This window comes from Novosphingobium aquimarinum (assembly GCF_009746585.1).
In the GTDB taxonomy this organism is placed as follows: Bacteria; Pseudomonadota; Alphaproteobacteria; order Sphingomonadales; family Sphingomonadaceae; genus Novosphingobium; species Novosphingobium aquimarinum.
Genome location: NZ_WRPO01000018.1, coordinates 1 through 18,726 on the forward strand (window position 1 = coordinate 1; position 18,726 = coordinate 18,726).

Genomic DNA, 18,726 nt, shown 5'->3' on the forward strand with positions numbered 1-18,726 from the left:
CCCTGCCAGTTGACAGCAGGTCACCGCCGCTTGGGCTCATGCCCCCTCACAGCAGAGGGCAAGGCATTCGTTCAATTCCTCCTTTCTCCTTTGCATTCCAGTCATATGCGCGCGAGGCGCACTCTATGAAATATCTGACCGCCATTGCCTTGCTGGCGTTGCCCGGGCTCGCGCTGGCGCAAGACCTGCCGGCCGACGATGCCGCGCCGAAGCCCGCCGCGATCACGGCCGACGGCATACCGCCGGTGCCGGCCGAACTCGCGGCCGAAACGCGGCCCTACTTCGAATATCGCACTGCCTCGTTCTCGGGTTGGGACCCCAAGGACAAGTCGATGCTGATCGCGACGCGGTTTGCCGATACGGTGCAGCTGCACACGGTGGCGCGGCCCGGCGCGGCGCGCGAACAGATCACCTTCGAGGCCGAGCCGGTGCGCAGCGGCAGCTATTCGCCCGAGAAGGGCGACGTCCTGCTCGCCAGCAAGGACATCGGCGGCAACGAGTTCTACCAGATCTACCGCATCGACGGCGGCAAGCTGCAGCTGCTCACCGATGGCAAGAGCCGCAACGGCATGGGGGCCTGGACCGACGACGGCAGCCTGGTCGCCTTCAGCTCGACCAAGCGCAACGGCAAGGACACCGATCTCTACGTGATGGATCCGCGCGATCCTTCGACCACGCGCATGCTTGCCGAGCGCGAGGGTGGCGGCTGGTTCGTGGTCGACTTCCTGCCCGATGGCTCGAAGGCGCTGGTGGTCAATTACATCTCGGTGACCAACAGCGAGCTCTATCTCGCCGACGTCGCGACCGGCGCGATCACGCGGGTGACGCCCAAGGGCGAGACCGTCTCCTACGGCGCCATCGCGGTGGCGAAAGACGGCAAAGTCTGGGCGACGACCGACGCGGGCTCCGACTTCAAGCGGCTCGGCACGGTAAACATCAAGACCGGCAAGTTCACCCCGGTGGTCGAGGAACCCTGGGACGTCGACGAGTTCGACGTCTCCGAGGACGGCAAGACGATCGCCTATGTCGTCAATGCCGCCGGCCGTACCGAGCTCAAGCTCTACGACGTCGCCAGTGGGCAGACGCGCAAGGTCGATCTGCCGCCGGGCATCGCCAGCGGCGTCGAGATCGCGCCGTGGGGCGAAGTGGGCTTTACCTTCATTTCCAACCAGGCCGCGGCCGATGCCTACAGCGTCTACCCCGCGACGCTGAAAGTCACGCGCTGGACCACCAGCGAAATGGGCGGGCTCGATCCCGAGGACAATGTCCTGCCCGAACTGGTCGAAGTGACCAGCTTCGACGGCGAAAAGATGTCGGGCTTTCTTTATCGCCCCGACCCGAAGAAATTTCCCGGCAAGCGCCCGCTGATCGTCAGCATCCATGGCGGACCGGAGGGTCAGGCGAGCGCCAGCTTCATCGGGCGTTCGAACTACTACGTTAATGAACTGGGCATCGCGATGCTGCTGCCCAACGTGCGCGGCTCCTCCGGCTTCGGCAAGCGCTTCGTGGGTCTCGACAATGGGCCGTTCAAGCGCGAGGATTCGGTCAAGGACGTGGCCGCCTTCCTAGATGCGATGGACAACGACCCCGGCATCGACACGGCGCGGATGGGCGTCGCGGGCGGCTCCTATGGCGGCTACATGTGCTATGCGAGCGCGATCCGCTATGCCGCCCGGTTCAAAGGCGCGCAGTGCACGGTGGCGATCTCCAACTTCGTCACGTTCCTCGAGAATACCGAGGATTACCGCCGCGATCTGCGCCGTGTCGAATACGGCGACGAACGCGATCCGGCGCAGCGCAAGAAGCTGCTCGAGATCAGCCCGTTGACGCGCGCGAGCGAGATCCGCATGCCGCTGATGGTCGCGACCGGCGCCAACGATCCCCGCGTGCCTGCCTCCGAAGCCGATCAGGTGATCGCCGCGGTGCGTGGCACCGGCAACGAGGCCTGGCACTTCCTCGCCGCCAACGAAGGACACGGTTTCCAGAAGAAGGAAAACGCCGACTACTATACCTGGGCGGCGATCCTGTTCTGGGAGAAGGTGCTGCTCGGCAAATAGGATCGGGGCGGGGTCGACGTTCGTCGATCCCCGTCCGCGCTTCGTCGAACGCTGGGCCTGCAGACCGTCGCGGCGCTTGTGGCGCGGGTGGCCTGACTGCGTCATGCCTTGCGATCGCTGCGGACGACTGCGCGCTTGCATTCACTTGCGGTTCATGGTTACAAACGTAGTCGATTACACGCGTAAACGAAGGAGGGGTCCTTGGCGCATTCGAACAGCCAGCCCGAGCGGATCAGTGATGCCGAGCACGCCGTCATGGAAGTGCTCTGGACGAAGAGCCCGCTGACTGCGTCCGAAGTGTGCGAGCGTGTCTGCGGCGAACGCGACTGGAGTCTGGCGACGGTCAAGACGCTGCTCTCGCGCCTCGTCGCCAAGAACGCGCTGGCGACCAAGCCCGACGGCAAGCGCTTCCTCTATTCGCCCGCGATCGCCCGGTCCGACTATGTCGGCACCGAGAGCCGCCGGCTGGTCGATCGCCTGTTCGGGGGGCGGGCGGCACCGCTTTTCGCGCATCTGGCCCAATCGGAATCGCTGACCAATCAGGATATTGCCGAGATCGAGGCGCTCTTGCAGGAGCTCAAGCAATGACCGCGTGGCTGCTCGATACGCTGTTGATGACCGGGTTCCTGATGGGGCTGGTGCTGCTCGTCCGCAAGCCGGTCGGCCGCTGGTTCGGCCCCAAGGCGGCTTACGCGCTCTGGGCGCTGCCGATGATCCGGCTGTTCCTGCCGCCGCTGGTCCTGCCCGAAGCCGCTGTCGCACCGCGACCTTCGCTTCAGTTCGTGCCGATGCCGGACGAGAAGCTCATCCTCGTAAGCTTTCCGGCCGAACCTGCGACGCCGATGGCGATGCCGGTCGAGACCCAGCCTGCGGGCCTGCTCGAGTCGCTGCCTTGGAGCCAGATCCTGCTGACTGTGTGGCTGGCGGGCGCCGCGATCTTCCTGCTGCACCGTTTTGTCGCCTATCACGCCATGCGCGCCGAACTGCTGCGCGGATCGCGCCGCGTCGGCCATTCGGGCAATGTGCGCATCGTCGAGAGCCCGGCGGTCGCGGCACCGCTTGCCTTCGGCGTGTTCGATCGCGTCGTCGCGCTGCCCGCGGGATTTCTCGCGACGGCCGATTCCGACGTGTCCGATTTCGCCATCGCGCACGAGTTGGAGCATCACGCCGGCAACGACCTGGTCGCCAACTTCGCAGTGCAGCCGCTGTTCGCGCTGCACTGGTTCAATCCGATCGGCTGGATGGCCTGGCGGTCGCTGCGCAGCGATCAGGAAGCCGCTTGCGACGCGCGCGTGATGGCTGGCCGGGGCCGCGCCGAGCGGGAACGCTATGGCCGCCTGATCGCCGAATTCGCGGTCGGTCCGCGGCTTGCGCTTGCCGCGCCGATGGCGGGGCCGTTGCGTGGCGACAAGCCCATCATTCATCGGCTGAAGGCACTGGTCCGCAACGACGTTTCGGAGCGGCGCAAGCTGCTCGGCCGCAGCCTCTTCGCAATGGCGGTGATCGGCGTTCCGGCGACCGCGACTGTGACTTACGCGGCGGTCGAAAGCGACGAGGCCCCCGAAAGCATGGCGGCGCGCGATCCCCGGACCGAGCACGCGGCGCTGACCGGGCGCGGCATGCGCACGATCGTGAAAGGGAACTGGGCGGCCGACTGCCCCGAGGGTCGCCATGACACCGATTGCCTGGAACGCGCCGACCACGGCCCGACGTTCGAGCGGCACGTCGAGCACAACGACACGGTCTACCGTCTCCTCACGTCCGAACCGATGAGCGACGAACAGGCTCTCGCGGAAATCGATCGGGCCGAAAGCGAAAGCGCTCGGGCCGAGCGCGAGAGCGACTGGGCCGAGCGCGAAGCGGATCGAGCCGAGCAGGAAGCCGACCGTGCCGAACGCGATGCCGATCGGGCGGAACGCGACGCCGACCGCCTGGCTCGCCGACAGGAGCGGCTGGCCGCGCGCATGGAGAAAGAAGCCGACCGCGCCGAGCGCGATGCCGAACGGCGTGCCCGCGATATCGAGCGCGATGCCGAACGGCGTGCCCGCGATATCGAGCGCGAGGCCGACCGGATCGAACGCCGCGCCGAGGCCGCGGCCGCGATGGCGCCCACGGTCGAACATTCGATGTCCTCCGATGGGAAAGTGCAGACCATCCGGATCGCCAGCAAGGACAGCACGGGCAAGCACCGCCTGGTGCAGAAGATGGTGATCGACAGCTCGTGCGCGGCCGGAAGTCGCGCGCACGCTTCGGCCAGGGACTCGCACGGCACGATGGTCGCCTACATCTGCGCCGGGGCGCCGAATACCGCCGGCTACGTCCGCCAGGCGATGTCGCAGGCGCGCGCGCAGATCGTCGCCAACGGCGCCATTCCGGCAAGCGTGCGGGCTCAGGTCCTCAGCAATTTCGACCGCGAAATGGTCCGCGCCGAGGCCGAAGCCGACTGATCGACGATCTCGACCATGGAGTGGAGGGTCAGGGCCCGCAGGTCCAGGTGCCGGGGACGGGCTCGGGCTCTTCGGCGCCGCTGGTGAAGCGCAGCGAGGCATTGCGCGTGGCGGCTTCGCTTCGATCGGCGAGCGGCTCGCCTTGCGTTTCCACCCAGATGTTCGCGTCCTCGCCTCCCAGCGCTGCGCGGGTTTCGAGCGCTCCGAAGCCGCCGCGACCAAGCCCCATCAGCAGAATCGGTCCCTGGCCGGTGCGGGCGAGGCCCATCGACCGTTCCTGCGAACCGACGTTGGCACGTGCGATCAGCAAGGTGTGGCCCTTGAGATTGGTGAAGGCACAGGCAAGCTCGCCTTTGAGCTCGGCGTTCTCGATGTCCTCGGTCCGGATCGGCAGCAGCAGTCCGCGTCTCTCGATCCGCTCGCTGCCGTCGAGCGATGCGGCTGGGGTTGGGGCGGGGGCAGGCGTCGCGAGCGTAGCCGTGTCGTCGGACGCGTCGCGGTCGCTCGGTGCCGTGCAGGCGCTCAGCAGGAGCGTGGCGGCGAGCGTGAGGCCAGGTCCCTTCATCGCGCGCCGCCCATGCCGCGGTCAGTGCTTGATCGCCTTCGTTCAGGATAGGGCAACTTCCCGAGCCTGATGAGGGCGAAACGTTCTCCACGAGCGATGAACCGTTCGTGGGCCGAAAGATTGCCAAGTGGGAGGCGCGAAATGGAAACCGAAGCCGCAGACGTCCGTCGCGAACGCTCGCCCGGAGTGAAACTGCTCTTCGCCGCGCTGATCGGTGTGGCCCTGATGATACCGCTGCTCCTGGTCTATGCGCTCGTCTACGATCGGCAGGACCAGTCGAACACCGCGCAGGCCGCCATCAATGCCGGATGGGGCGGTCCGCAAGTGATCGCAGGGCCGCTGCTGGTCGTCCCCTATCGCACCACCGAGACCCAGGTCGAGACCATCGGCGGCAAGCCGGTGCCAAAAACGGTGGAAGTGGAACGCGAACTGTTCCTCTCGCCGGTTAGCAACGACGTCACCACCAAAGTGCGGCCGCAGGAACGGCGCAAGTCGATTTACCGTGCGGTGCTGTTCGAAGCCCAGATCGCGGGCCGCGCGCGGTTCGCCTTGCCGACCGACCTGCCGCGTTTCGGCGTCGAAGGCAGCAAGCTCGACTGGAATCGCGCGCAACTGCGCGTCGGCGCCTCTGATGCGCGCGGCCTGACGCGCGGGGGCCGGATCGTCGCCGACGGCAAGCCGCTGACCGTGCAGCCGGGCAAGGGGCCTGCTGCCACAGGTGGGCAGGGCTTCTTCGCGTTCGTGCCGTGGGACGGCGCGGGCCAGCTCGACGTCGCTTATGACTACGGCTTGCGGGGCAGCGGCTCGCTCAGCTTGGTCCCGCGCGGTGGCCGCACGCAGTGGCAAGTCGCCTCGTCATGGCCGAGCCCCGGCTTCAGCGGCGGCTTCCTGCCCGAGACACGCGAAGTCGGCGACCAGGGCTTCACCGCCAGCTACGCGGTCGACAAGCTGGCGCTGGGGCAGCCGCCCGTCTCGATCGGCGAAGAACCGGGCGCCGCCGAGCCAGCCAGCAGCTATCGCGGGAGGGCCGGTCTGAGCGACCAGACCACCACGATCACGGTCGGACTGGTCGAACCGGTCGATCTCTACGCGAAAGTCGATCGCGCGGTGAAGTACGGCTTCCTGTTCATCGGCTTCACTTTCGTCGCTTATCTGCTGTTCGACGTCGTCGGCGGAGCGCGTGTCGCGCCGGCGGAGTATCTGCTGACCGGGGCAGGGCTGGTGCTGTTCTTCGTGCTGCTGCTCGCCTTTGCCGAAGTGATCGGCTTTACCGGCGCTTACTTGCTGGCGAGCGGCGCGGTGATCGGACTGCTGACGGCCTACAGCGCTGCCGTGCTGCGCAGCTGGCGGCGCGCCGGGTTCATCGGCGCCTTGCTGGTGGGCCTCTATGCGACGCTGTTCGTGCTGCTCAATCTCGAGGCGCTCAGCCTGCTGATCGGCTCGGTGCTGCTGTTCGCGGCGCTGGCCGGGGTGATGTACGCCACGCGCAAGGTCGACTGGGGCCAGGTCGGCCGACACGTGCCGGCCGAAGCCTAGCGGGAGCGCGTGCTCAGCCGTTCGGCTTTTCGGCGGCGGCGGGCTCGAGCGTGGCCGAGGTGATGTGCCAGCCCTGCGAGCGGCCCATGCCGCGGTTGGGCTGGCGCAGCACGTACTTGCCGGTAAAGCGCTGCTTACGCCCGTTCTCTAGCGTGGCTTCGACCGTCACCGGCACTTCGACGTAAAGCGATCCCGCCGCGCCTTCGACCCGGCCGGGCTTGCCGGTCTTGACCGAAGTGCTCGCGGTCTGGGCGTAGCCCTTTTGGAATTCCTCGAAGGTCTGCTCGGGATTGCCGTCCGGCCCCCAGGCTTGCCATGCCGTGCCGAGGTCGTGCGCGCCGATTGCATCGTAATAGCGCTTTACCGCCGCCACGGCGGCAGCAGCGCTGCGCGGCGGCGGCGTGCAGGCATCGGGCAGGAGGCCCTCGCCATCGTCGAACACCGCGCAGGATCGCGCGATCTCGCCTTCGATCATCGCGCAGGAATTGAGCGGGTTGCAGGGTGGGTGAGTCGCCGGCGAGACCTCGCGGCACGTGCGCGCGAGTTGCCAGGCGGTGCCTTCGCCGCGCTGCGAGGAACACGTCAGCGTCTCACGTGCCGCCGGCTGCCCGTCTTCGGCGGGCGTGGTCGCGGCGGCATCGATGGCGCTCGCCTCGGTCGAAGCGATGCCCGCCGGATCCGCGGCTTCGCTCGCCATCATCGCGGTGTCCGGCGTCTCCGTCGCGGTGTCAGTCGGCGCCTCGCCCCCACAGGCGGACAGCGCAAGCGCAAGAATGGTCGCGAGCGTTGCCGCGCGGGGCGCTGTCGCATGGTTCGGGCTGCGTCGCATCGTGATCAATCTCCCTCGACGATCCAACGCGCATGACCGCAGACGGCTCCCGCACGCGGATCGATCTAGCGCCACCGCAAACGCTCCGGCGAAAGCTGGGCGACGCTGGTGACGCCCATCAGCTTCATCCCGCGCTCGATCTCATCCTTGAGGATCGCGATCGCCCGCTCGACCCCCGGCTGTCCCGCCGCCGCGAGTGCGTAGAGATAGAGCCGGCCACCGCTGGCACAATCCGCACCGGCGCACAGCGCTTTCAGCACGTGCGTGCCGCGTCGCACGCCGCCGTCGCAGATCACTTCGATGCGCCCATCCGCGGCGTCGACGATCTCGCGCAGCTGGTCGAACGGCGCGCGGCTGCCGTCGAGCTGGCGGCCGCCGTGGTTCGAGACCATCACCGCATCCGCACCGATCGCGATCGCGCGCTTGACGTCGCTGGCGCTCATCACCCCCTTGAGCACGAAGGTGCCGCCCCAGTCCTGCCGGATCTGCTCGGCGGTCTCCCAGGTCATCGAGGGATCGAGCATGGTGTTGAAGTAGCCCGCGATCGAGACCGCTTCGCCAGTGCCCGCATCGACGTGCGTATCGAGGTTGGGCAGCGCGAACTTCTCGCGAAACACATAATCGAGCGCCCAGCGCGGCTTTATCGCGTAGGACAGCGCCGACGACGGCGTGAACCGGGGCGGCGACGTGAAGCCGCTGCGCGCGCAGCGTTCGCGCTTGCCCGAGACGATCGTATCGACGGTGAGCGCGATGGCATCGAATTTCGCGGCCTGGCAGCGCTGGATCATCGAGGCGTTGAGGCCCTTGTCCTTGTGCACATAGAGCTGGAACATCTTGGGGCTGTCGCCCATCGCGCCGATTTCCTCGATCGAGACGGTCGCGAGACTGGAGATGCCGAACCACAGCCCGAATTTGCTCGCCGCACGCGCCACCGCGCGTTCGCCTTGCCAGTGAAACACCCGCTGCAAGGCGGTGGGCGAGAGGATCAGGGGAAGAGCGGAGCGGCGCCCGAGGATCTCGATCGAGGTGTCGATCTCGGCGACGCCCGCGAGCACGTCGGGCACCAGATCGGCATCGTCGAACGCGGCGGTGTTGCGGGCTTTGGTGGTTTCGTCGTCGGCGGCGCCGTCGATGTAATCGAACACCGGCCAGGGCAGGCGCTGTTTCGCAAGGCGGCGGAAGTCGGCAACGTTGTGGCAATCGGCGAGGCGCATCGCGTCGCTCTAGGGCGGCAAGGCCTTTTCGGCAATCGCGTGGGGGGGCGTGTTGTTGGGAGGACGCGCAGGGGGACGCATGGCGGATCGTCCGCGAGAGGCAACGAGCCATGCCCTCCAACACCGTCATGCTGAACTCGTTTCAGCATCCATGTCTCTGTCCGGCAAAGCGCTCGACGTGTGGCAAGATGGATGCTGAAACAAGTTCAGCATGACGGGTGATAGAGGATTATCGACGATCCGACTGTTCAGTCCGAACGACTCAGCCTCGTCCGGCGGTCGCCAGCATGGACCCACCACCAATGGCGTCAGTCGTTGTCTTTGTTTTTCTCAGCCTCTTTCTCGGCCTTTTCGCGCGCTTCCTCAGCGTCGAGTGCGGCCTTGTATTTCGCGACGACGGCGGGCGTGGCGGGTGAGGCGGGATATTTGCAGCCCTTGGCGCCGCCCACGCCTTTGAGATACCCGCGCCGCGCCAGCCCTGCCTGGATGGCGGCCCGGAACTTGCGCTCGTGATCGTTCGCGCCCGAAACCTCGCGGATCAGCCCGCGAAACGGAATGAACGAACTCACCACCCATTTGCCGACGCGGCCCGCGCTGATGCGCTTGCGCTCTTCTTCGGGCAGATCGATGTCGGGGCCCAGGATCGCATCGAGCTGCCGCACTTCCTTGGACAGGTTGCTGCACTTCGAAAGGCCCGCCAGCGAATAGGGGCGCTCCTGCGCCGCGACGAGCATGGCCGGGATCGGGTCCTTGCTGATGTTCAGATCGCTGATCGGGGTCTTGGCGATGTCCATCGCGTTCGGGTCACGATCGGTGACTCGCGCGTTCTGGTCCTGTGCAGCCCAGGCAGGCGCCGCCATCAAGCCGGCTCCTGCCAGGATCGTCAGCATTTCGCGTCGCATATCGGGTCTCCTGTTGCCCGGCGAGGTCAGGCCCCGCCGGCGAATGTGTCGCACTGGTCTTCGTCGCCCGTTTTCAGACCGCGCTCCAGCCACTGCATACGCTGTGCGCTTGAACCGTGGGTGAAGCTCTCGGGATTGGCGGCACGCCCGGCGTTGCGCATCAGCTTGTCGTCGCCGATGCTGCTCGCTGCGGTGAGGCCTTCCTCCATGTCGCCGGGCTCGATCCGGTCGCGGTTGAGACCCGCCCAGACACCCGCATAGCAATCCGCCTGCAGTTCCATGCGGACCTGCAGCGCATTGGCGCGGCTGCGGTCCTGCGCCTGCGCGCTGCGGACCTGATCGGCGAGGCCGGTGAGATACTGCACATGATGGCCGTACTCATGCGCGATGACGTAATAGCGTGCGAAATCGCCCGGCGCGCCGAGCTCGCGGTTGAGCTGATCGTAGAAGCTGGTGTCGATGTAGATGCCCTGGTCGGCGGGACAATAAAATGGGCCCATCGCGCTTTGCGCCGCGCCGCAGCCCGATTTGGTGCCGCCGGTGTAGAACATCAGCTTGGGCGGCGTGAACTGGATGTTCGCCTCGCGAAACAGCGGCTCCCAGGTGCGGTTGAGCGAATCGAGCGCGTTGCAGGCTTCGAGCGAATAGGCATTCTGCTCGCAGATCTCGGTGACGCTGCGATTGTCGGGCGCGGATTGCGGCGCGCTGCCGCCTTGCTGCTGCACCGATTCGATGGTGCCGATCATCTGCCCGGGATCGACCCCGAAGACGAGCGCGCCGATCAGCGCGATGACCAGCGTGCCGCAGCCCAGCTTGCCGCCGCCGCCGCCCGGAAAGCCGCGTCCACCGCTGCCGACATTGATATTGGAAGGATCGAACCGATTGAGTTTCACGCCGCGAGTGCCCCCGTATTTGCGCGCCAGCCCTTCGAAAAGTGCGGACGAGCCTCGCGCCAATCCCCGCGCGTCCGGTATCTAAATCGAGAAAGGGCGCGCGGGTTCCCCACCATTGCGCGCAGGCTCACCTTGCCGGAACCGCGGGTTAGTATAGAAAAACTCATAATGAACAGGGGCATCTCCGCTTTATTGCCGCGCCTTGCGGGCGTGTGTTTTGCGCTCGTCGCGCTGGCGGGCTGTGCCCACGCGGCGACGTCACGGGTGGACCGCGACATCGCGGACCGGCTGCGCACGCATATCGAAGTGCTCGCGGCGGACGATTTCGAAGGTCGCGAGCCCGGTACCGAGGGCGAGGCGCAAACCTTGCGCTATCTTGGCCGCCAGTGGTTCGACATCGGCCTCGTGTCCGGCACCAACGATCCGGGCAACGAGTGGTTCGCCCCGGTGGAACTGGTCGCGCGCGAGCCGGCGGGCTCCACCGTCCAGTTTTTTCGTCGCGGGCGTCCGTTGTTCGTCGATCCCAGCGAAGTGATGGTGCTCACCTCCGGCCGCCGCGCGCTGGTGCGCGATGCGCCGCTGCTGTTCGTGGGGCGGGCCGAGGATCTCGACTTTACCCGCACCGAACTGGCGGGCCGCGTCGCCGTGCTGCTCGACGGCGATATCGAAGGCGGCGAGCGGCAGAACGCGCTGCTCAAGCAAGGCGCCGCCGGCGTGCTCACCGTGCTCGACGGCGAACGCACGCTCGAGCAAGTGGAGGCGCGGCGCCGCCGGTCGGGCTATGCGCTCGCCGACGACAGCCTGGGCGGAGACCTGGAAGGGTTCGTCACCGGCGAGGCGATGACGTCGTTGCTCAGAGGATCGAAATACACGCTGGCCGGGCTCGAGAAGATGTCCCGAGAACCCGGGTTCTCGCCGATCGCGTTCGAATTGACTGCCTCGCTGGAGGCCACGACGCGCGAGACCACGATCCGCACCCACAATCTGATCGGCAAGATCCCGGGCCGTCGCCCCGATGCAGGCGCGGTGCTGTTCGTGGCGCACTGGGATCATTTCGGCGTCTGCGGCGAGGAAACCGCCGAGGACAGGATCTGCAACGGCGCGATCGACAATGCCAGCGGCGTCGCCGCGCTGACCGAAGTCGCGCGGCAACTGACCAAGGGGCGCCAGCCCGACCGCGACATCTATTTCCTCGCAACGACCGCCGAGGAGCTTGGGCTGCTCGGCGCCCACGCCTTCGCGGAAAATCCGCCGCTGCCGCTCGAATCGATCGTGGCCGCGTTCAACATCGATTCGATCGCGCTGGCACCGGCGCATACGCCGGTGGCGATCGTCGGGCGCGGGATGACCGGGCTCGACAGCGAGATCGAACGCGTCGCGCGCCGCGAGAAGGTGAAAGTCGTGCCCGGCGACGAGGCCAACGAATACGTCAAGCGGCAGGACGGCTGGGCGCTGCTGCAGCACGATGTCCCGACAGTGATGGTCACGACCTCCTATGGCGAAATCGACCGGATGCGCCGCTTCTTCGACGGCGACTACCATCGGCCGAGCGACGATCTGTCCCATCCGCTCGAATTGGGCGGCGCGGTGGAAGACGTGCGCATGCTGGTCGCGCTCGGCCGCTGGTTCGCCGATGTCCGCCGCGTTCCGAAGCCGCCGTCGACACCGGCCAACTGACCCCTAGCCCAATCCCCTCCGCTTGGTTACATGGGCCGCCACGATTCCAACCGGAGGGCCATAGTGGCGCATCTCGAAATTCCCCTGGGCCTCACTTTCGACGACGTGCTGCTGCGCCCGGCGCGATCGGACATCATTCCGACGCAGGCGGACACGCGCACGCGGCTGACGCGCACGATCGAGCTCAACATTCCGGTGCTCTCGGCGGCAATGGACACCGTCACCGAAGCGGACATGGCGATCGTCATGGCGCAGATGGGCGGGATCGGCGTGCTTCATCGCAATCTCACCATTGAGGAACAGTGCCTCGCAGTGCGGGCGGTCAAGCGCTTCGAAAGCGGCATGGTGGTGAACCCCATCACCATCGCTCCCGACGCGACGCTGGGCGATGCGCAGACACTGATGGCGCAGAACAAGATCAGCGGCATTCCCGTGGTCGAGCACACCGGCAAGCTGGTCGGCATCCTCACCAACCGCGACGTGCGGTTTGCCGACAATCCGCGCCAGCCGGTGTACGAGCTGATGACGCGCGACAATCTCGCGACCGTATCGGCCGCGGTCACGCAGGAAGAAGCGCGCCGCCTGCTGCACCAGCGCCGGATCGAAAAGCTGCTGGTGGTCGATGACGATTTCCGCTGCATCGGGCTGATCACTGTCAAGGACATCGAAAAGGCGGTGAACTATCCCGAGGCCACGAAGGACCCGGCGGGCCGGTTGCGCGTCGCCGCGGCGACAACCGTGGGCGAAAAGGGCTTCGAGCGGACCGAGGCGCTGCTCGATGCGGAGTGCGACGTGATCGTGATCGACACCGCGCACGGCCACAACAGCGATGTGGCGAGAGCCGTCGATCGGGTGAAGCGGATCTCGAACTCAGTGCAGGTCGTCGCGGGCAACGTCGCCACCGGCGAAGCGGCCAAGGCGCTGGCGGATGCCGGGGCGGACGGGATCAAGGTCGGCATCGGCCCGGGCTCGATCTGCACCACGCGGATCGTCGCGGGCGTGGGCGTGCCACAGCTCACCGCGGTAATGGATGCAGCCGAGGCGGCGGAGAAGGCGGGCGTGCCGGTGATCGCCGACGGCGGTCTGCGCACTTCGGGCGATGCCGCCAAGGCGCTCGCCGCCGGGGCCTCGACGATCATGGTCGGCTCGATGCTGGCGGGCACGGCCGAAGCACCGGGCGAGACGTTCCTTTATCAGGGCCGCGCCTACAAGTCGTATCGCGGGATGGGCTCGGTCGGCGCGATGGGGCGCGGGTCGGCGGACCGCTATTTCCAGGGCGACATCAAGGACGCGATGAAGCTGGTGCCCGAAGGCATCGAGGGGCAAGTCGCGTTCAAGGGGCCGGCCAAGGACGTGATCCACCAGCTCGTCGGCGGCATCAAGGCGGCGATGGGCTACACCGGCTCAGCGACGATCGAAGACTTGCGCAGCAATGCGCAGTTCGTGCGCATCACCAATGCAGGCCTGAGCGAGAGCCACGTCCACGACGTGACGATCACGCGCGAGGCGCCGAACTATCCGACAAGGTAAGGCTTCATGGGCTTCGCAAACCGCATCCGCGGTTTGCGGCGGCACCAGCCCACGCCCCCACCCGACCTCCCATACAGTGTATCCTGCCGATGGGAGGTCGGGTGGGGGCGTGGGCTGGTGCCGCAAAGGTTCGGACGGATGTCCGGAACCTACAAAGAGATGACTCCCGCCGCGCGCATCCAGGCCGCGATCGAGATTCTCGATCTCGTGATCGCCGCCGCGCACAGCGATGGTGCGCCCGCCGACCGCATTGTCTCGGACTGGTTCCGTACGCGCCGCTTTGCAGGCAGCAAGGATCGGCGCGCCGTGCGCGAGCTGGTCTATCAGGCGATCCGCAGCTGCGGCGAGATCCCGGACACTGGCCGCGCGGCGCTGTTGCGGCTGGCCGAGACCGATCCGCAATTGCTCGCGCTGTTCGATGGCTCGACGCACGGCCCGGCGCCGGTGAGCGAAGAGGATCATGCCGCGGCCGGCGGCATCGCGCCGTCCTGGCTGATGCAGCGGCTCGCAGCGAGCGGCGTCGATGAGGACGAGGCAGCGCATCTGCTCGATCGCGCCCCACTCGACGTGCGGATCAATGCATTGCGGGCCGGCCTCGCCGAACCGCCCGAAGGCGGCGAACCGCTGCCGCTGACCGGCGGGCTGCGCTATCCGCCGGGCGCCGCGATCGACCAGAGCGAGGCGTTCCGCACAGGCGCGATCGAGGTTCAGGACGCCGGCTCGCAGCTCGCCTGCCTCGCGGCGGGCGTGCGCGCAGGCGAGCGCGTGATCGATCTGTGCGCGGGGGCAGGGGGCAAGTCGCTCGCGCTCGCCGCCACGGTGGGTGAGAGCGGCACAGTGATCGCCAGCGACACCGATCGCTCCCGGCTCTCCCGACTGATGCCGCGCGCGGTGCGGGCCGGAGCCGATGCGATCATCGAAACCGCGCTGCTCGATCCCGGCCGCGAACTCGAGGCGCTGAGCGCCTGGCGCGGCGCCGCCGACGCGGTCCTGGTCGATGCGCCATGCTCGGGGACAGGAACCTGGCGGCGCAATCCCGAAGCGCGTTGGCGGCTCAATCCGCAGCGTCTGGCGCGCTACGCGGCGCTGCAATCGCGCGTGCTCGATGTGGCGGCGGACCTGGTCAAGCCAGGTGGCTCGCTGACCTATATCGTCTGTTCGCTGCTCGACGAGGAAGGCGCCGCCCAGGCCGCCGCGTTCCTCGCGCGCCATCCCCGGTTCCGCACCGCCAACATCGAAACCGGGGCCGGCACCGTCCACGGAGACGGGGTCCGGCTGACACCCCATCGCGACGGAACGGATGGGTTTTTCATCGCACGTTTCGCTTTGCTGTGATAGCGTGACGCCATCATGACCAGGACCCAGCTCTCGGCCAAGGATCTGTTAATGCGCTTCACTCCCTTCGCTCTGGCGCTGTCTTTAGTTGCCGTTTCCACGTCCAGCGTTCTTCATTCCTCTTCCGGCCCGGACCTCGATCCGCGCGCCGCGGCGCTCGTTTCGCAAAGCCATGCGTTGATCGCGGCGGGCAACGTCAACGAGGCGATCGGCGCGCTCGAATCGGCGCTGACTCTTGCGCCCGCGAATGTCGAAGTGCTGCTGGCGCTGGCCGCCGCCAATCGCCTGAACGGCATGCAGGGCAAGGCTCTGCACTACTATCGCGAAGCGCTGCAGGGCGATCCGCGGAATCTCGCCGCGATCGCGGGTGAGGGCGAGGCGCTCGCCGAAAAGGGCGCGACCGAGAAAGCGAACCGCAATCTGGCGCGGCTCAAGGGCCTGTGCGGCACAAGCTGCGACGAAACCCAGCAGCTTTCTGCGGCGATCCAACGCGGCCCCGCCAAGCGCATGGTGAGCGCCGAGGCCGTGACCCCCAAGCCGGTCGTTCAGGAGAATTGACGATCGCGTTGCCCTCGCTCCGGCGGGCAGAGGCGGGCGATGCGGCTGCCATAGCGCACCTGCTGCGGACCTCGATCGAGGTGCTTTGCACTGCGGACCATCAGGGCGATCCGGCGCACCTTTCGGAGTGGCTCGCCAACAAGACCCCCGAGGAAGTGAGCAGCTGGATCGCCGATGCGCGCAACCAGATCTTCGTGGCCGTGGACGGACACGGCGTCGCCGGGGTCGGCGCTATCCGCGACGCCTCGATGATCATGCTCAACTATGTCTCGCCCCGCGCGCGATTCTCGGGAATCAGCAGTGCTTTGATGGCCGCGCTGGAGGCCGTCGCTCGCGAGGCCGGCAGTGCGCAAGTCCGGCTGGAGAGCACGATCACGGCGCGCGAATTCTATCAGGCGCGCGGCTATCGCTTGCTGGTCGGAGCGGACGCCGGTTGCGGCTCGCGCTGCCTCGCGATGGGCAAGGATATCGCTGCCGCCCCTCAGATCAGCGGGCGGAATTCATCGAGCACCGTGCGGTAGATCCGCTTCTTGAACGGCACGATCAGGTCGGGCAGCAACTCGGGATCGATCCAGCGAAATTCGCAGAACTCGGGCGACTTGTGGGCCTTGAGGTCGATGTCCTCATCGGTGCCGATGAAGCGCGCGAGGAACCAGTGCTGGCGCTGGCCGCGGTATTTGCCGCCCCACAGCTTGCCCATCAGCTCTTCGGGCAGGTCGTAGAACACTTCTTCGCGAGTCTGCGCCAGGATCTGGACGTTGTCGTCCTTCACGCCGGTCTCTTCCCACAGTTCGCGCAGCACCGCTTCGCGCAAGTCTTCGCCATCGTCGACCCCGCCTTGCGGCATCTGCCACCAATCGCCTTCGCGATTGTCGATCCGCTTGCCGACGAAGGCCTTGCCCGCCGCATTGACCAGCATGATGCCCACGCAAGGGCGGTACTGCATTTTCGAAATGTCCATCATCGGCAGGCCCTATGCTTGACCGGCGTGGAGCTTGCAACGATTTGGGGTGGAGATCGAGCTGATCCAAGTCCGCTTCATGGAGGAAACCATGGCGCATGGGACCGCGCTTGACTAGCGTCTTGCCGGCACATTCACCGAACTTCGCTTTGACCCCAGAAGGTTTTTCTAGGTTGCGCGAAGGGTTGAACCCAATATCGGGGAAGCCGACATAGCTTGTATTCGGAGCAGAATGCGCTTCGCGGGCACCGCCCCGGGCAAGGTAAGGAAGACAATGGCTACGATTATCGCCGAAAGAGATACCGCAAAGACCGACGGCACGGATTCGCCCGAGGCGGTTGTCGTCCGCTTCGCGGGCGATTCGGGTGACGGGATGCAGCTCACGGGCGGGCAGTTCACGCTTTCGACCGCGCTTGCCGGCAACGATCTTGCCACCTTCCCGGACTTTCCTGCCGAGATCCGCGCTCCGCAAGGCACGCTGTTCGGCGTCTCGGCGTTCCAGATCAATTTCGGTTCGAGCGAGATCACGACCGCGGGCGACGCACCCGACGTTCTGGTGGCGATGAACCCGGCGGCGCTGAAAACCAATGTGCAGGCGCTCAAGCCCGGCGGTCTGGTCATCGCCGACACCGGCGAATTCACCAAGCGCAACCTCGACAAGGCCAAGTACGAAACCAGCCCGATCGACGATGGCAGCCTCGCCAAGTGGGACGTGCTGGCGTTCGACATCAGCGCGCTGACGCTCGAATCGGTGAAGGAGTTCGGCCTCGGCAACAAGGAGGCGCTGCGCTGCAAGAACATGTGGACGCTGGGTCTGGCGCTCTGGATGTTCGATCGTGATCGCGCCCCGCTGATCGATTGGCTGCGCACCAAATTCGCCAAGAACCCCGTGCTCGCCGACGCCAACATCGCCGCGCTGAACGCGGGCCATGCTTATGGCGAGACCGCCGAGATTTCCGGGCCGCTGCGCAAGCTGCACGTCGATCCGGTCGCTGCCGAAGCCGGGGTCTACCGCACGATTACCGGCGCCGAGGCGGTGTCGCTCGGGCTGGTGGCCGGCGCGCAGCTGGCGGGCCTGCCGATGTTCTTCGGCGGCTATCCGATCACGCCCGCTTCGGCGATCCTGCACCACTTGGTGAAGATGAAGGAATTCGGTGTCACCACCTTCCAGGCCGAGGACGAGATCGCCGCGATCTGTGCCGCGATCGGCGCGTCCTATGCGGGAAGCCTGGGCGTGACTTCGTCCTCCGGCCCAGGCATCGCGCTCAAGGGTGAGGCGATGGGTCTCGCGGTGATGACCGAGCTGCCGCTGGTGATCGTCAATTCGCAGCGCGGCGGGCCATCGACGGGTCTGCCCACCAAGACCGAGCAATCCGATCTCTATCAGGCGGTCTACGGCCGCAATGGCGACGCTTCGCTGCCGGTGGTCGCGGCGCGCTCGCCGTCCGATGCCTTCGAATGCGCGATCGAGGCCTGCCGGATCGCCACTCAGTTCATGACGCCAGTGATGCTGCTGACCGACGGCTACATCGCCAATGCGGCCGAGCCCTGGAAAGTCCCGGATCCCGCCAACTACGCGCCGTTCCCGGTCGAGTTCCTCGAGGAAGCCAACGGTCCCGACGGCAAGCCGCTGCCGTACAAGCGCGACGAGAACGGCGTGCGCCCGTGGATCAAGCCCGGCACCGCGGGCCTGATGCACCGGATCGGCGGCATCGAGAAGGGCATCGACACCGGCAACATCGACTATGCGCCCGACGTCCACCAGACGCAGACCGATGCCCGCAAGGACAAGGTCGATCGCGTGGCGAAGGCTGTTCCTGCGCAGGAGGTTTCGCTGGGCGACGAGACCGGCAAGCTGGCCGTGGTCGGCTGGGGCTCGACGTACGGCCCGATCAACCAGGCCGTGCGTCGCGCCCGGCGCAAGGGGATGGCCGTCAGCCATATCCACGTCCGCCACGTCTGGCCGCTGCCCGCCAACCTCGGCGAGCTGCTCACCGGGTTCGACAAGGTGCTCGTGCCGGAGATGAACACCGGCCAATTCAAGACGGTGCTGCGCGACCAGTTCCTCGTCGACGCAGTGCCGCTCAACAAGACCAGCGGCCAGCCTTTTGCCATTGCCGAACTCGAACATGCCATCGGCACGTTCTTCGACGGCATTCCCGGCCACGACGAAGGCGAAGTCCCCGTCAACGACACCCAGCTTCCGAGCCCCGAGGCCTGAC

The 18,726-nt window shown here is 66.7% G+C and carries 16 protein-coding genes; 10 read left to right on the plus strand and 6 right to left on the minus strand.

Annotated elements, in window-relative coordinates:
• Positions 1-125 precede the first annotated feature (125 nt).
• The 3 genes from GQO94_RS15565 (at position 126) to GQO94_RS15575 (ending at position 4,504) form a co-directional block, all read left to right on the plus strand.
• Positions 126-2,057, plus strand: a complete 1,932-nt coding sequence (locus GQO94_RS15565; RefSeq protein ID WP_156842358.1) for a S9 family peptidase — start codon at positions 126-128, stop codon at positions 2,055-2,057.
• A 201-nt stretch (positions 2,058-2,258) separates the two neighbouring features.
• Entirely contained in the window at positions 2,259-2,645 is a 387-nt protein-coding gene (locus GQO94_RS15570; protein WP_156842359.1) for a BlaI/MecI/CopY family transcriptional regulator, read from the plus strand.
• The gene (locus GQO94_RS15575) at positions 2,642-4,504 is read left to right on the plus strand and encodes a M56 family metallopeptidase (RefSeq protein WP_156842360.1); all 1,863 of its coding nucleotides are present in this window, start codon (positions 2,642-2,644) and stop codon (positions 4,502-4,504) included. Before GQO94_RS15570 ends, GQO94_RS15575 begins: the two co-directional genes overlap by 4 nt.
• A gap of 28 nt (positions 4,505-4,532) precedes the next feature.
• On the opposite strand, the gene GQO94_RS15580 is transcribed toward GQO94_RS15575, so the two are convergent.
• A complete protein-coding gene (locus tag GQO94_RS15580; RefSeq protein ID WP_156842361.1) occupies positions 4,533-5,069 on the minus strand; it encodes a hypothetical protein in 537 nt (178 codons plus the stop codon).
• 141 nt (positions 5,070-5,210) lie between these two features.
• On the opposite strand from GQO94_RS15580, the gene creD reads away from it, so the two are divergent.
• The gene (gene creD / locus GQO94_RS15585; protein ID WP_156842362.1) at positions 5,211-6,605 is read left to right on the plus strand and encodes a cell envelope integrity protein CreD; all 1,395 of its coding nucleotides are present in this window, start codon (positions 5,211-5,213) and stop codon (positions 6,603-6,605) included.
• A gap of 13 nt (positions 6,606-6,618) precedes the next feature.
• On the opposite strand, the gene GQO94_RS15590 is transcribed toward creD, so the two are convergent.
• From GQO94_RS15590 to ypfJ, 4 genes are all read right to left on the minus strand, one after another.
• On the minus strand, positions 6,619-7,434 hold the full coding sequence (locus GQO94_RS15590) for a hypothetical protein (protein WP_156842363.1): 816 nt from the start codon (positions 7,432-7,434) through the stop codon (positions 6,619-6,621).
• Positions 7,435-7,499: 65 nt separating this feature from the next.
• Positions 7,500-8,648 carry an alpha-hydroxy acid oxidase gene (locus tag GQO94_RS15595; RefSeq protein WP_156842364.1) on the minus strand — a complete coding sequence of 383 codons (1,149 nt, stop codon included), beginning with the start codon at positions 8,646-8,648 and terminating at the stop codon, positions 7,500-7,502.
• Between the two features lie 308 nt (positions 8,649-8,956).
• Positions 8,957-9,550 carry a hypothetical protein gene (locus tag GQO94_RS15600; RefSeq protein ID WP_232332962.1) on the minus strand — a complete coding sequence of 198 codons (594 nt, stop codon included), beginning with the start codon at positions 9,548-9,550 and terminating at the stop codon, positions 8,957-8,959.
• Between the two features lie 26 nt (positions 9,551-9,576).
• Complete coding sequence (gene ypfJ, locus GQO94_RS15605; RefSeq protein WP_156842365.1) at positions 9,577-10,443, minus strand: KPN_02809 family neutral zinc metallopeptidase; 867 nt, start codon at positions 10,441-10,443, stop codon at positions 9,577-9,579.
• A gap of 168 nt (positions 10,444-10,611) precedes the next feature.
• Here ypfJ and GQO94_RS15610 point away from each other — a divergent pair, with 168 nt between their 5' ends.
• From GQO94_RS15610 to GQO94_RS15630, 5 genes are all read left to right on the plus strand, one after another.
• Positions 10,612-12,120 (plus strand): M28 family peptidase, encoded by a 1,509-nt coding sequence (locus tag GQO94_RS15610; RefSeq protein ID WP_156842366.1) that lies wholly within the window; start codon positions 10,612-10,614, stop codon positions 12,118-12,120.
• A gap of 30 nt (positions 12,121-12,150) precedes the next feature.
• Positions 12,151-13,650, plus strand: a complete 1,500-nt coding sequence (gene guaB / locus GQO94_RS15615; RefSeq protein WP_156842367.1) for an IMP dehydrogenase — start codon at positions 12,151-12,153, stop codon at positions 13,648-13,650.
• A 159-nt stretch (positions 13,651-13,809) separates the two neighbouring features.
• Positions 13,810-14,985 (plus strand): RsmB/NOP family class I SAM-dependent RNA methyltransferase, encoded by a 1,176-nt coding sequence (locus GQO94_RS15620; protein WP_156842419.1) that lies wholly within the window; start codon positions 13,810-13,812, stop codon positions 14,983-14,985.
• 15 nt (positions 14,986-15,000) lie between these two features.
• A complete protein-coding gene (locus GQO94_RS15625; RefSeq protein ID WP_156842368.1) occupies positions 15,001-15,543 on the plus strand; it encodes a tetratricopeptide repeat protein in 543 nt (180 codons plus the stop codon).
• Entirely contained in the window at positions 15,540-16,064 is a 525-nt protein-coding gene (locus GQO94_RS15630) for a GNAT family N-acetyltransferase (RefSeq protein ID WP_198045993.1), read from the plus strand. Before GQO94_RS15625 ends, GQO94_RS15630 begins: the two co-directional genes overlap by 4 nt.
• On the opposite strand, the gene GQO94_RS15635 is transcribed toward GQO94_RS15630, so the two are convergent.
• Positions 16,025-16,507 (minus strand): RNA pyrophosphohydrolase, encoded by a 483-nt coding sequence (locus GQO94_RS15635; RefSeq protein WP_156842370.1) that lies wholly within the window; start codon positions 16,505-16,507, stop codon positions 16,025-16,027. The genes GQO94_RS15630 and GQO94_RS15635 overlap by 40 nt on opposite strands.
• A gap of 271 nt (positions 16,508-16,778) precedes the next feature.
• On the opposite strand from GQO94_RS15635, the gene GQO94_RS15640 reads away from it, so the two are divergent.
• Positions 16,779-18,725 (plus strand): 2-oxoacid:acceptor oxidoreductase subunit alpha, encoded by a 1,947-nt coding sequence (locus tag GQO94_RS15640; RefSeq protein ID WP_156842371.1) that lies wholly within the window; start codon positions 16,779-16,781, stop codon positions 18,723-18,725.
• Position 18,726: the final 1 nt, after the last annotated feature.

Bases quoted from the DNA above. Each gene is read 5' to 3' on its own strand.
- GQO94_RS15565 (WP_156842358.1), top strand. From the start codon at position 126: ATGAAATATCTGACCGCCATTGCCTTGCTGGCGTTGCCCGGGCTCGCG.
- GQO94_RS15575 (WP_156842360.1), top strand. From the start codon at position 2,642: ATGACCGCGTGGCTGCTCGATACGCTGTTGATGACCGGGTTCCTGATG.
- GQO94_RS15580 (WP_156842361.1), bottom strand. From the start codon at position 5,069: ATGAAGGGACCTGGCCTCACGCTCGCCGCCACGCTCCTGCTGAGCGCC.
- creD (WP_156842362.1), top strand. From the start codon at position 5,211: ATGGAAACCGAAGCCGCAGACGTCCGTCGCGAACGCTCGCCCGGAGTG.
- GQO94_RS15590 (WP_156842363.1), bottom strand. From the start codon at position 7,434: ATGCGACGCAGCCCGAACCATGCGACAGCGCCCCGCGCGGCAACGCTC.
- GQO94_RS15595 (WP_156842364.1), bottom strand. From the start codon at position 8,648: ATGCGCCTCGCCGATTGCCACAACGTTGCCGACTTCCGCCGCCTTGCG.
- GQO94_RS15600 (WP_232332962.1), bottom strand. From the start codon at position 9,550: ATGCGACGCGAAATGCTGACGATCCTGGCAGGAGCCGGCTTGATGGCG.
- GQO94_RS15610 (WP_156842366.1), top strand. From the start codon at position 10,612: ATGAACAGGGGCATCTCCGCTTTATTGCCGCGCCTTGCGGGCGTGTGT.
- guaB (WP_156842367.1), top strand. From the start codon at position 12,151: ATGGGCCGCCACGATTCCAACCGGAGGGCCATAGTGGCGCATCTCGAA.
- GQO94_RS15620 (WP_156842419.1), top strand. From the start codon at position 13,810: ATGACTCCCGCCGCGCGCATCCAGGCCGCGATCGAGATTCTCGATCTC.
- GQO94_RS15625 (WP_156842368.1), top strand. From the start codon at position 15,001: ATGACCAGGACCCAGCTCTCGGCCAAGGATCTGTTAATGCGCTTCACT.
- GQO94_RS15635 (WP_156842370.1), bottom strand. From the start codon at position 16,507: ATGATGGACATTTCGAAAATGCAGTACCGCCCTTGCGTGGGCATCATG.
- GQO94_RS15640 (WP_156842371.1), top strand. From the start codon at position 16,779: ATGGCTACGATTATCGCCGAAAGAGATACCGCAAAGACCGACGGCACG.